The organism is Bacteroidia bacterium (assembly GCA_033391075.1).
GTDB lineage: Bacteria > Bacteroidota > Bacteroidia > J057 > J057 > JAWPMV01.
In genome coordinates, this window is record JAWPMV010000001.1 from 1,471,872 (window position 1) to 1,485,423 (window position 13,552).

The following is a 13,552-nucleotide window of genomic DNA, read 5'->3' on the forward strand; positions in this document are numbered from 1 at the left end:
TGAAAACCATGAATCCGATTCGCTTACTTACTACCGTACTACTATTTCTTATTGGCTTTTTTCCAGAATCTTCGAAAGCACAGAATCTATTAAAAAGTAGAAAAACTTCTCCCTATACCTATTATTATAAAATTACGGATGATGAAGCCCGTGAAATTTATAAAAAAGACCTATGTGTAGTCGATAGTTCCTTTTTTCATACACGTGTCGATTCCAGCCTGACTGATAGCAGCTTTGTGCCTGATCTGCCGCATGGACATTATTTGAGGACCTATGCGAAGGAGCACCTCCAGAAATTTGAGATCACCAGTGTCAATCCCTTCGACATCATTGTCCTTAATAATACTTCTGATCTTTCTCTAAGGGTTTATAATAAGGAAGGGGAGCTTTTGAAGGATGCAAAGCTTATGCTTAAGGGATCTCGAATTGCTTTCGATGAAGAGACGCAATCCTTTGTCAAGAAAAAGAATAATCGGAAAGGACTTATAGAAGTCGAGTACGAAGGTTTTTCTGCTTTTTTTCAGCTTGATAGAGCCTATAAAAATTCCGCCAGCCGGCGATTTTTTAGAAAAGTATTTGTGCGAAGTCCCATTCGATATGTATGGTACCCCATTTACTTTGTGGGTCGATTACCTCTGGATGGATTCCGATCAATTAAATCCCGATATCCACAGGGGAGCATAAGAGGGCTTGTCAATTTTGTGCGACGAAGCTTTGATCGGCTTGCCTGTATGTTTGATGAATACTACTGTGATGACTTGTCCTACAAGTTTTCAGAAAAATACACGGGCTACTTCATTTTTAACAAACCCAAATATAGACCGGGAGATACGGTAAAGCTTAAAGCATTCATCAGCCATAAAAATGGAAAAGCCGTCAATAAAGAACTGGGGCTGTATCTGTACAACAAGAAAGACATCAAACTCGGGACCATTAGTCCTTACAGCAAAGGCGGCTATGTCTTTGAATTTCCTCTGCATGATTCCCTGGAGTTGACCCTGGATAGAGATTATCTACTGGAAATAAGGAATAAAGAGCATCAGGTTTATATAGGGGAGAGATTTCGATACGAAGATTACGAGCTCCAGGAAAGCCAGTTAGCTATCCGTCTGAGCGGGGAGGAACAGTTTGCTGGAGAAAGCTTATCCGCCTATGTAAAAGCTACTGATGCTAATGGGCTTCAGATTCAGGATGGAAGATTGGAAGTAATTGCCCTACGATCAGGAGTTAGTGAATTTAAAGATGATCATGTCTTTATTTCGGATACCCTCTTTAAAAAGGAGTTGGACTTAGAGAAGAAGGGCGAAACCGAGATTGTGGTTCCGGATTCGATTCTGCCCAGAGCCAATTTCCAATACCTCCTCTACGTCCTGCTCAAACGAACGGATAACGAATGGAAGGAGGAAAGCAAGACGATCAGCTATTTCTACCATCGGGAAAAAATCCAGTGGGAGTTGGCAGAGGATTCCCTGAAGATTTCGAAACTGGAGAATAAAGAAGAGGTAAAAGCCCAGGCTGTGGTTTTAGGCCAGTACAAAGGAGGAAAAAGCAAAGAAGTTTATCGAGGAGAGCTGCCTGCGAAATTGGTGATGAATCCCATTTTTATTTCTTATCAGGTACAGACAGATGGATACCTGGAAAATTATAAGATCAAAAATGAATCAAGTGGGATCTCCTGTGAAAGCCAAAGAACTTCAGATTCCTTATTTCTCAGTATTAGCAATCCACGAAAGCTGTTGTTTTCCTATCACTTATACGCCCACAATCGGGAAATTGAAAGGGGCTACTCGGAGGAGTTTGAGTTGAAGATGAAGGCTCATCCTGCGAAAAACTACTACCTCTCCATTCAATACCTTTGGGGAGGGAGTTCCGAGGAAAAGAATTATCGCTTTCCTTTTGATAATAAGGCATTGAAACTAGAGGTCAATCATCCGAAATTGATCGTGCCGGGTCAGAAAGCTGAGATTGAATTACTTGTGAAGGATGTAGATGGAAATGCAGTTTCGGGTGTGGACATAGCGGCTTTTGGGCTAACAAAAAAGTTTGATTATCAGGCTCCTATACTGCCGGATTTTAAGAAAAAAGAAAAGCAAAAAGAGCAGATCAACCTTTTCCATCTCAATGATTTTAGAAAAGCCTCCGGCCAAATTACGCTCAAGAAAGCTGAATTACGTGAGATGCTAGGAGTAGATAGTATTCCTTATTTTTCATTTCTGTTTCCAGACTATAAAATCTTTCGCTTTGAATACGAGGGTAGCTCGCAGGAAACTCAGTTTGCTCCCTTTGTCCTGAAGAATGGAGAATTTCAGGACATTCATGTCATCTATATCGACTCCCGCCCCGTCTACTTTAGCTGGTCAGACAATTATCGCCCCTATTCATTCAGGCTTTCCCCGGGCTATCACGATATCAGTTTACGAACCAGCTATGATGAGATATATTTAGACAGTGTTTTCATCCCAAGAGGAAAGAAACTCATTCTGAGCCTGGATCTCGCAAAATTGGCACCCGGACTCAGAAGATCTGAGCGGATTCCTTTTTTGTTTCCCAATGAAAAACGGACACTTTATCCCTATATTTTCCCTTTCAGATATACCTTTGGGGATGATTTTACCTACCTGAAAAATAAAGAATCTTTTCAGCTGCTAAGTATCCCTTCATCAACATCAGCTAAACCTTCCATGATAGGCCCTGTGAGAGGAGAACTTGAATTGTATCGCGAAGGAGATAAAGTAGCACAATTCAGGCATGAAGACTATTTCGAATACGATATGCGAGAAGGCCTGGTCAAAATGCGCCACTTTAAGCATGAGAACAAGTACCCCAATTCCTTGCAGGATTATCATTCTTCTCGTAGCCTGGAAGATTTGGCCTTTAATCCTGCCATGCTTAGAACTATGCTTTTTGAAATTTGGAAAAAGCAAAGGATACGGGAAAAACGTTATGCCTATCCTACAAGCACCAATCCAGGAAATGGACAGCTGCAAGTAGGATTTGGAAGTGCTTCAAAGAAACCGCAGGAGCCCCCCTTAAATGTTCTGGTATCAGGAATAGAAAATGTTGAATTCTTTCGGGTTTATCCAGGTTCTATGCGCGTGTTTCATGATCTGCCTCCCGCTTATTATCGCCTGAGTTTGATTTTTACGGAAGGAAAATACCAGACTTTTGATTCCCTGAAGATAGAGGCAAATGGCTTGAATTATTACAGCCTTATCCAGGGAGACAGCCTTAAGTCTGATGTTTTTGGGAAGGAATTAAATGAAATCCTGAGAAAACACTATTCATCTCCTATAAAGACAAAGGAACAGGAAATCGAAGAACTGCAGGAAATTAATCGCAATTACATCGATAAATACAGCTATCAAGGGCCTGTGAAAAAGGTATTTGGCTATGTGAAAGATGATTATGATGGATCGCCTTTAATTGGAGCTACAGTTCGTGTTAAAAATACAGTCATGGGTACGATCACGGATATAAATGGATACTTTGAGCTGGAGGTGCCGCTTTCGAAAAAACAAATCATCATCAGTTACATCGGTTACCAAAATTTGACTACATCTGTATCGAATGAAAGTTATTTCGACATTGAACTCAAACAAGATCATAGCTCCCTGGAAGAGGTAGTTGTTGTCGGCTACGGCAGCATCAAAAACAATAAAGCTTTGGGATATAGTGTTTCTACCATTACTTCCGAATCTCTGGATAATTATACAGAATATGAAATAGCAACTATGCTGCGCGGAAAAGCTAGCGGTGTTGAAATTGTACAAACATCAGGCTTGGCAGGAGGAGGGCATAAAATACTCATCAGAGGCTATTCTTTATTGGCAGAATCCAAGAATCCGCTGATCATCATCGATGGCATTCCTTATTCAGGTAATCTGGAGGAATTGGATGAAGGGATCATCCAAAAGATGGAAGTTTTGAAATCTGAGACTGCGGCTTCAATCTATGGTTCTATGGCAAGTGGTGGGGCAATCCTTATCTCTACCAAATCCGGGGAATTTTCACTTCCTTCTGATTTGGAAAAGGGAGCTCTATTTGAAGATGAATTTATCCAGGCTGCCGAACAAAGCTCCGGCTTGCGCTCCAATTTCTCTGACTATGCTTTTTGGCAACCTGCATTGACCACCGACAAAGAGGGGAAAGCCGTATTTGAAGTGGAATTTCCTGATGACATCAGCAGCTGGGATACGCACTTTATAGCCGTAGGTTCATCCGGCCGGGCTACTGCCCATTCGGGCAATATAAAGTCTTATAAGCCTTTACTTGCTCGCCTTTCAACGCCTCGATTTTTGGTGGAGGGAGATAGTACCAATCTCATTGGACAGGCAGTAAATTACCTGCCGGATTCCGTAAAAATTCAAACACAGTTTGTACTGGGTAGCGATACCCTGGTAACCAAAGACAATTGGCTGAAAGATGTATTCATCGATAGCCTCGCCTTAATTGCCGGCAAAGACAGCATAACAACTTCCTTTATCCTGAATAGTAGCAAGATGAAGGATGGAGAACGAAGGATTATCCCCACATTCCGAAGAGGCATAGCTGAGACCATCGGGAAATTTGCCATACTTGAGGGAGATAGCAGTCTTGAAATGAGCTTTGATCCACAATACGGGGAAGTTAGGCTCTATGCGAAAGCAGATGCCCTGGATATTATGAAAGAAGAACTGAAAAACCTGATCCGCTACCCTTACAATTGTAATGAACAGATGGCCTCTCGATTGAAGGCGCTGGTTCTTGAACAAAGAATCGCTGACAGTTTAGCGATCAAAGTCAGTTCTTCGAAACAGATCAAAAGGCTTATCGGGAAATTGGTCAAGAATCAAAATGATGCAGGATTATGGGGATGGTGGGGAAAGTCGACAGAAAATTTCTGGGTCAGTGCTCATGTCCTCGATGCTTTGTTATTGGCAAAGAAGGATGGTTTTAAGATTCCCAATATATTTGGAGTGGATCTGAAAAGAAATTTACGATTGCAGTATGAAGCAAGCTCAGATGTAAGTAGAAAAATACAGCTTCTGGAGCTCCTCAGTAAAATAGGGGCAAGTGGCAACTTTTATACAGAAATCGGAGAGTTGGAGAAAAAAGGCGGCTTGACAAAACGGCAGAAACTCTCTCTATTCAAGCTACGGAAAGAAAATTTTCTCCCAATACCAGTGGATTCTATCATTCAGCAATTAGATACGACCCTCCTGGGAGGAATCTATTTTCCCCGAGATAAAATGGGGCATAGATTGTGGCAAAGTGAAATCCAAAATAGTTTGTTGGCCTACCAGATTCTTGAGGGAAATGAACGGGTAGATAAGGGCGTTTTGACAGGGATGCGAAACTACTTTCTGGCGAATCGAAAAAACTATGGTTGGCGCAATACCTATGAATCCATCCGCATAGTAGAAACAATCTTGCCATCGCTACTTCAAGGGAAAAAAGAAATAACAGCTCCCGTACTTCAGCTAGCTGGTGCCACGGACAGCCTGATCAGTAATTTCCCAGCTGAGATGACCCTAAATCCTTCAGAAAATCTAAAGCTGGTCAAAACAGGGTCTTTTCCCCTATACCTTTCCCTTAGCCAGACGCGATGGGAAGCAAATCCAGAGGCGGTAGAAAATGACTTTGTCGTCAAGAGCAGCTTTGATTCGGGTGCTATTTCCCAATTGACTGCCGGGGAAAAGGAAACTCTGCGGCTAAAACTGGAAGTGAAAAAACGGGCTGAATATGTGATGATCAGCGTTCCCATTCCGGCATCTTGTTCCTACGCACAGAAGCCACAGCGTTTTCCAAAAGAAGTCCATCGAGAATACTTCAAAGATCGGGTAGCTATTTTCTGTGAAAAACTGGAGCCCGGAAGCTATGAATTTCTGGTAGAATTGATGCCTCGCTATACAGGTCGCTTTAGCTTAAATCCAGCCAAAGTGGAATTGATGTACTTTCCAACTTTTTCAGCCAATAATGTGATAAAGGAGATTCGGGTAAAGTAGCTAAAGAGAGAGGAGCAAGCATGGCAAATTTTTGGCCTTCCCTACTTAGGGAAAATTCCTCAACTTATGGGAACACACTTAGCTAAAAATCATGCGAACTCAATTTTTCTTCTCACTCCTTCTCAGTATTTGCTTCATATCCTCCCTTTTTGCCCAGAAAGCCGGAGATATCGAGTGGACTTCTTCCTTCCTTTCTGAAGAGGATAAAGTCTATGGAGAAGATATGAAGTTTGGCTACCTCTATGTACCGGAGGATTATGAAAAAGAAGGAAGTCGCCTTTGGAAGATGGCCTTTATTCGGATAAAGGCTAAGAGGACCATCTCAGAAAATATTGCCAGTTTGTATTTCATGGGCGGTTGGGGAGCAAGAGGAATTAAAAACCTGGGTTTCTATCAAAATCATTTCCTGGCCTATCATGGAGATCTGATCATTTTTGATTATCGGGGCAGCGGTTATTCAGAACCCAAATTCTGCCAGGATATGCCGGCTAAAATCTATGATGCAGTTGCCGCAGATATGAGCTATAAGGATTTTGAGCTAAAACAAAAGGGATTGCTGAATGGATGTTTGGATGAAATGGAAAGCAGGGGAATTGATTTTAATCAATTTGGGACAAATACAAAGGCAAGAGATGCCATCTTACTGGCAGAAAAACTGGGCTATGATAACTATAATCTCTTTGGGGTTTCTTATGGTACCAAGACCATTCTTCAATACCTCAGGCAGAGCACTCAAGATATCCGATCGGTCATTCTGGACTCAAATTGCCCCCTCGATTATCCCATCAATAGTGCTATGGCTTCTGACTTTGCCCGAAGCCTGAACTTGATTTTGGAGGATTGTGTATCGGATAATAAATGCAGAAGCAAGTATCCTCGCTTGAAAGAAAAATACCTGCAAATGCTGGCTTCTTTGGACGAAAAACCCCTGAAGGTGAATCTCCCTAAAGATGAAGTCCTGTACCTCAATCGGCAGGAGATGAATGCCCTTCTTCATCAGCTTTTGTATGATGAGAACTACTATGCCTATGTCCCGAAGATTATCAAGAAATTTTCAAATAGGAATAAACTTTACCTGAACCGTCTTTTGAGAGGTATGGAAGAATTGCTGAAAGATAATTACAATGGATTAGGCCTATGCAATTACCTCTATGACCATAAATCCATGCAGCTGGAGTCCCGACAGATTCGGGCAGATGCATGGGAAAGCGCTGCAGATTTTGATCTATTTGATGGCTATAGGAAATTCTTTGAAGAGGACGTACGCTTTGAGGCAAATGAGGAACAAACTAAACTGGGAGAAATCAATATCCCCACCTTAATTCTCGCAGGAGAATACGACCCCATTACTCCTCCTTATTACTCAGAGTCTATTAGAAAATACTTCCCTCAACATACTTATTTCGAATTTCCAAAAACAGGACATGGGGTAACGGATAATTATTGCGGTCGTCAGCTGGCTGGAGCTTTCCTCAAAAATCCAAAAAATCTTCAGCTCCCGCAATGCCTGGAATGGATCAAGGAGGAGAAGATTAGATTTAAGTAAGGCAGCCATGCAATTTTTCATTGTGAACATAATGAAGCAATCTCCTTGAATCAAATAATCTTTATAGGTGAAGGAGATTGCTTCGCCGGAGATTCCGACTCGCAATGACAGGCTGACTTCTCTCCAACAGGCAGTGTCATTGCGAATGAAATGAAGCAATCTCCTTGAATGAGATAATCTATGTAGGCGAAGGAGATTGCTTCGCCGGAGATTCCGTCTCGCAATGACAGGCTGTCTTCTCTCCAACAGGCAGTGTCATTGCGAATGAAATGAAGCAATCTCCTTGAATCAAATAATCTTTATAGGTGAAGGAGATTGCTTCGCCGGAGATTCCGTCTCGCAATGACAGGCTGTCTTCTCTCCAACAGGCAATATCATTGCGAATGAAATGAAGCAATCTCCTTGAATCAAATAATCTTTATAGGTGAAGGAGATTGCTTCGCCGGAGATTCCGTCTCGCAATGACAGGCTGTCTTCTCTCCAACAGGCAGTGTCATTGCGAATGAAATGAAGCAATCTCCTTGAATCAAATAATCTATGTAGGCGAAGGAGATTGCTTCGCCGGAGATTCCGACTCGCAATGACAGGCTGCCTTCTCTCCAACAGGCAATATCATTGCGAATGAAATGAAGCAATCCCCTTGAATCAGATAATTTATGTAGGTGAAGGAGATTGCTTGGCCGGAGATTCCGACTCGCAATGAAAGGCGCGTTTAGGGCTTCTCCCTTTATTTATCCTTAAATCGACAAATCCAATCTCCTAATAGTCCAATCGTATATCTTGGAAGCAGCTTTCTCCTATATTTGGGGAAATTATACCCACATGCCACTACTTCACAGATTCTCGCTGCTAGTATTTCTACTACTCTTTTCCTGCAAAAGCAATGCGCCCATTGTTGAGCAGGTCCCCAATAAAGCAGTTCAGGATAAAATGGATTTTTTGCTGCAGGAAAATGACCTCCCAGGGATGAACTTTGCCTGGATAGAGCCAAATGGTAGAATGAATAGTTATAGCTCTGGCCTGGAGGATCGGGAAAAAGGAAGCCCGCTCAATGATAAACATGTATTGTTTTCCGGCAGTATAGGCAAAACTTATGCGGTTGCTCTCCTGATGCAATTGGTGGAGGCAGGTGAAGTAGATTTGCAAGCGAAATGGAAATCTTATTTTCCAGACATTGACTGGTTGGATCGATTGCCAAATATGGAGGAAATAACGGTCGAATATCTCCTTCAGCACAGGAGTGGTTTGCCCCGCTATGTGATGAAAAGGGAAGCCTGGGATGCTTTGGCTGCTGATCCCAATAAAGTCTGGAGTTATGAAGATCGCTTGTCTCTCATATTTGATGATGATGCGGTACATGAAGCAGGGAAAGGCTGGGCTTATTCAGATACCAATTACATCTTGATTGGTATGCTGATAGAAAGAGTAAGTGGGAAACCCTATTATGAACTAGTCAGGACAAAACTGTTGGATGAGTTTGGGCTAAAAGAAACCCATCCCGGAATTCGCCGGGATATTTCCAATTTGGCAATGGCTTATTCTAAGCTTCCTGCAGCCTTTAGCATACCCGAAAAAGTAGTAGAAAACGGCCTCTATGTTTTCAATCCTCAACTAGAATGGACCGGTGGAGGCATGGCTTCCAGTACGCCTGATCTCGCTCGTTGGGCCAAAGTATATTATGAGGCGAAAGCCTTTTCTCCTGAAAGCCTGAAAAAGATTACAACGGTAAATCCTGATGGTGAAGGAGTAGACGCTGGAGATTCTTATGGCATGGGCTCTTTCATCTACAAAAGCAAAATGGGTGAAGCCTTTGGGCATTCAGGTTTTATGCCGGGCTTTAATTCGCTCTTTGTTTACTTACCTGAACAGAAAGTAGCAGCTGCCTTGCAAATCAATTGTGACTATGCCAGTCAAAAAATGGGCCTCACCAGCTATATGGAAATTTTACTTGATATCGCTTTAACAGGAAACTCTAAATGATCCTGGAAAACTTAAAAGCCTTCGAGGGCAAGCATTGCGAAACTACGGCCACAGGAACACTGCTGAAACAGATTGGTATTGAACTATCCGAACCGTTGATGTTCGGAATAGGTGAGGGGCTGAGCTATATTTTCTGGAATATGAAGATCATGGATTATCCCTTTATTGGTGGTCGGGTGAAACCAGATGCTTTAACGGAAAATTTGTGCAGGAATCTGGGCTTGGACTTGGAAGTGAGAGAAACGACTTCAAAGAAAAAAGCCTGGATGCAAGTCAAGGAGGAGATTGATAAGGGAAATGCAGTGGGATTAAAACTGGATTGCTACCATTTAGAATACTTTGGGGTAAAACATCATTTCGCCGGCCATTATGTCGCTATGTATGGCTATGATGAAAAGGAAGCTTATTTGGTGGATACGGAGCAACAGGGAGGTCGATATGTGAAAACCAGCCTGGAGAGTCTGGCATTGGCCAGAAGTGAAAAGGGACCTATGTCATCCAGAAATTTGAGTTATCTGATCCGAAATAAAACTTCGAAAATTGAGCTTGAAAAAGCTATCAAAACTGCCATCAGGAACAATAGCTCTGAATTTCTCAATCCTCCCATCACTAATATTGCCTATAAAGGCATCCTTAAAACCAGCAAAGAGATCAAAAAATGGTTTAGCCGGAGTACAGATCGGCAAAGAGATTTTCAAACGACCGCAATGCTTATGGAAAGAGCAGGTACGGGCGGCTCCATTTTTAGGAATTTATATAGGGATTTCCTGGGCGAAAGTTATGACATATTGAAAATGGATGAACTCAAAGCCGGAGAAGAAGCCTATCGGAAAATTGCCCTTGACTGGAAAGAAGTGATTGACTGTTTTGATAAAGCCGGAGAAACAGAAGATGTACAATTCATCAATCAGGCTTCAGAAATCCTTGTCCAACTTTCAGAGAAAGAAAGACTGGCCATGGAAAAGCTCCAGAAGGCTTTCGCCTAATCAAGAGGTTGCTCATATTTCTGACTTAAAACAAAGGCATCAAATTCAAAACCGTCCTCTCGCATGGAAAACATTACTTCATGCCAACCAGGAGTTTCAACCTCTATGAAAATCTTCTGAGCTTCCCCACAATGATTGGCTTCAGTTCTTTGCTTGCTTTCCCAGGTCCATTTTTGCTTGCCTTCACACCATTGCATACGTTGACCGCTTTCTGGCCAATTTCCATCCAAACCGACATGAATGCCATTATCTTCCGTTCCTGTCGAATAAGCTTTTACCCAAACAAAATATTTCCCTGGATTTTTAAACTTAATGCGATAGCTAAGGATAGCCATTTGTCCAGCCTCATTGGAAAAGCTTTCACCTACCACCAGAGGATCATCATGCGTCCGGCGAGTATCAGGTAGAATCTCAAGGTAAGCCTGTGAACTAGCAGTGGAATAATGAGCATCATCAGGATCAGGCTTGGGAAGAGATAAGGAATTCGCCTTTACCACATACCACCTTCGCTTATCTGTTTGGACTTGGCTGTTGAAGTGTTCGGCTTCAACCCTCACAAAACCTTTTTTCTCCTTTGATTTGAATTTGGAGGATTTTTGGGCGAATAGGCTGTTGGACTCCAGAAAAAATAATAAAAGATACCCACAGCAAAGAAGGAGTTTGCAGTTCATGTATATAGCAATTTGAGTTTACACAAGAGATTCCTTTCGGATTCTTCTATAAACTTCGTAGATGATGAGGATGATTGCAAATATACATAGCATTCCTGCTGCTCCGCTGACTTCGGGTGTGGCTGTTTGTTTGGCGGATATTCCAAAGGCTGCCCAGGCAATGACTCCCAGATAGGCAATGTCTCTTCTCCTAAGTCCTACGATAGCTGCAGCTGCTCCGGCTATTCCCAATTTGATCTGGGTCCAGGTAATGGCATCTAACCAAAGATTGTCCCAGCCATTGCCTGTTTGAAGCGCGCTTAAATTAGCAATAAAGGCCACTGTAATCCAGCCGGTATATATGCTAAAGGGAATACGCATTAGCAAACTGGGAGCCGCTGAGAAGGAATTGCGGGCATTATTGAGTTTTTTATAAATGAGGATCAGACTTACCCAAATGCCGATCATCAAAAAGAGAGAGAGGAAAATAAGATTGTAATGCCAGGCAAAAATCCAACTTGCATTGAACGCACAGGAGATTTGAAAAATGCGACTGATTCCGGCTATTTCTGAATCTTCTCTCTTTGCTGGCAAAGCCTGATAAATTACAAAGCCTAACAAGCCTAAATAGATTATGCCCCAAATGGAAAAGGTAAATCCAGCTGGCGTAAAAAGGGAAGGATAAGTAGCGGAAATTTCTCCGGTAGTTTGGCCCCCAATCGGAAGGGCAGTGGCTAGATAGTTGATGAGGATGACGAGGGTGAAGGCTATGATATTTAGCCCCCAATCTGAAAAGCTACGACGCATAATGGTTTTGTATGTTATGTTAAAACTGTTTGCTGGCTATTTTGTTGGGCTTGTTTTTCCACCTTTTTAGAAAAGGTGGAGCCAAAATCGCAGAGCCCAAAGCCAGCCGCACATGCCGCCCCGGCTCCCGATGGGCTCTGCAGGGCCAGCGCACTTGGGTAAGGGGAGGGAAAGGTGTTTGGGTATTTGTGTGTTAGCGATTGTAATTACCTGGTCCCACTTCAACACCAACACTTCCCTTTGCGCGCCGGGGCCTCGCTGCTGCATAGGGCGTGGGGGCAGGAATGTGCGGCAGGTTTGCAGCAGCTTGATTTTTTGTTTCTTTTTCATCTAAGGAAAAAGAAAAAGAAACCTAAATAATGATAGAAAAATAAGAACGAATCAAATTCCTTTAATCTCCCCAATAAATACTATTTTAAAAATCATTTAACCTTAAGACTCATGATCGATCCCATTCAAAGAAGAAAATTCCTAAAACAGAGTTTACAGGCAGGAAGCTTATTATCCATAGGTGCTCCACTCCTAAGCGAATGGGCCATAGAGAATCAAAGAGAGTCAAACAAAAGTCTCGATATCCTGATCTTGGGGGGAACCTCCTTTCTGGGGCCTCATCAGATTGCCTATGCATTAGGGCGAGGACATAAGATCAGTACCTTCACGCGAGGAAAAACCGAACCAACGGTTCATAAAAAATTGTTTGCTCAGGTCGAATCCCTGACTGGCGACAGATCCAATAATCTCGAATCTCTCAAAGGCAAAAAATGGGATGTCGTAATTGATAATTCCGGACATCGACTTCAATGGGCCATTGATAGTGCCAATTTGCTCAAGGATCAGGCAGAGATCTACCTCTACACTTCTTCGACAGGGGTTTACTATCCTTATTTGGGAAATGATATCAAGGAAGGGACGAAATTGCTGATGAAGGAGCCAGAGGAATTGGAGAATGAAGATGAGAAAATGGAATACTGGTATGGAGTGATGAAAGCCAATTCTGAAATGGAAGCCCAAAAGGCCTTTGGGAAAGAGAGAACTATTATTGTAAGACCTACTTATATGGTTGGGCCCGCAGACAAATTGGATCGCTTTATACATTGGCCAGTACGATTGAGCAGAGGAGGAGAAGTTTTGGTTCCGGGAAATGGAAATGATCCGGTACAACTCATGGATGTACGAGATGTAGCTCAATGGATGATCCGTTTGGCAGAGCAAAAAGCTGCCGGAGTCTATAATGCAGTAGGACCTGCTTCACCTATGGGCATGCATGCTTTTGTCTATGGAGCTCATGCTGCTTTCAATACTCCGGTTTCCTGGCAGATGATTGATGATTATGAATTCCTGAAAAAACAGGGCGTACACTATATCGTTCCCTGGATTATGCCGGAAGGGAAAAATTGGGGCAGTGCACGAGTCAATAATGAACATTGTGTCAAAAACGGACTGATCTACACTCCTCTGGCAAAAACGGTGAGAGATACCTATGAGTGGTGGTATTCAGCTGCTTTAACAGATGAACGTAGGGCAAAATTCGAAGAAAATGCGAAGTCTGTTTTAGTCAGAGAAGCTGAGATCATCAAGGCCTGGAAAAATCGATAAAGT

General features: G+C 42.5%; 7 protein-coding genes. 5 read left to right on the forward strand and 2 right to left on the reverse strand.

All coding sequences use genetic code 11. From position 1 onward, the window contains the following. Positions 1-8: 8 nt before the first annotated feature. From R8P61_05785 to R8P61_05800, 4 genes are all read left to right on the forward strand, one after another. Positions 9-5,984: a carboxypeptidase-like regulatory domain-containing protein gene (locus tag R8P61_05785; protein ID MDW3646547.1), complete on the forward strand. Its 5,976-nt coding sequence runs from the start codon at positions 9-11 to the stop codon at positions 5,982-5,984. A gap of 91 nt (positions 5,985-6,075) precedes the next feature. Then, a complete protein-coding gene (locus R8P61_05790; GenBank protein MDW3646548.1) occupies positions 6,076-7,530 on the forward strand; it encodes an alpha/beta hydrolase in 1,455 nt (484 codons plus the stop codon). A gap of 822 nt (positions 7,531-8,352) precedes the next feature. Then, on the forward strand, positions 8,353-9,510 hold the full coding sequence (locus R8P61_05795) for a serine hydrolase domain-containing protein (protein ID MDW3646549.1): 1,158 nt from the start codon (positions 8,353-8,355) through the stop codon (positions 9,508-9,510). Then, positions 9,507-10,496, forward strand: a complete 990-nt coding sequence (locus tag R8P61_05800) for a BtrH N-terminal domain-containing protein (protein MDW3646550.1) — start codon at positions 9,507-9,509, stop codon at positions 10,494-10,496. Before R8P61_05795 ends, R8P61_05800 begins: the two co-directional genes overlap by 4 nt. Here R8P61_05800 and R8P61_05805 read toward each other — a convergent pair. Together R8P61_05805 and R8P61_05810 are read right to left on the reverse strand one after the other, a co-directional pair. Continuing rightward, complete coding sequence (locus R8P61_05805; GenBank protein MDW3646551.1) at positions 10,493-11,167, reverse strand: hypothetical protein; 675 nt, start codon at positions 11,165-11,167, stop codon at positions 10,493-10,495. The two genes, R8P61_05800 and R8P61_05805, sit on opposite strands and share 4 nt — an antisense overlap. Before the next feature lie 18 nt (positions 11,168-11,185). Then, entirely contained in the window at positions 11,186-11,953 is a 768-nt protein-coding gene (locus R8P61_05810; protein ID MDW3646552.1) for a tryptophan-rich sensory protein, read from the reverse strand. Between the two features lie 441 nt (positions 11,954-12,394). Here R8P61_05810 and R8P61_05815 point away from each other — a divergent pair, with 441 nt between their 5' ends. Then, positions 12,395-13,549: an NAD-dependent epimerase/dehydratase family protein gene (locus R8P61_05815; GenBank protein ID MDW3646553.1), complete on the forward strand. Its 1,155-nt coding sequence runs from the start codon at positions 12,395-12,397 to the stop codon at positions 13,547-13,549. Positions 13,550-13,552 lie beyond the last annotated feature (3 nt).

Bases quoted from the DNA above. Each gene is read 5' to 3' on its own strand.
- R8P61_05785 (MDW3646547.1), top strand. From the start codon at position 9: ATGAATCCGATTCGCTTACTTACTACCGTACTACTATTTCTTATTGGC.
- R8P61_05790 (MDW3646548.1), top strand. From the start codon at position 6,076: ATGCGAACTCAATTTTTCTTCTCACTCCTTCTCAGTATTTGCTTCATA.
- R8P61_05795 (MDW3646549.1), top strand. From the start codon at position 8,353: ATGCCACTACTTCACAGATTCTCGCTGCTAGTATTTCTACTACTCTTT.
- R8P61_05800 (MDW3646550.1), top strand. From the start codon at position 9,507: ATGATCCTGGAAAACTTAAAAGCCTTCGAGGGCAAGCATTGCGAAACT.
- R8P61_05805 (MDW3646551.1), bottom strand. From the start codon at position 11,167: ATGAACTGCAAACTCCTTCTTTGCTGTGGGTATCTTTTATTATTTTTT.
- R8P61_05810 (MDW3646552.1), bottom strand. From the start codon at position 11,953: ATGCGTCGTAGCTTTTCAGATTGGGGGCTAAATATCATAGCCTTCACC.
- R8P61_05815 (MDW3646553.1), top strand. From the start codon at position 12,395: ATGATCGATCCCATTCAAAGAAGAAAATTCCTAAAACAGAGTTTACAG.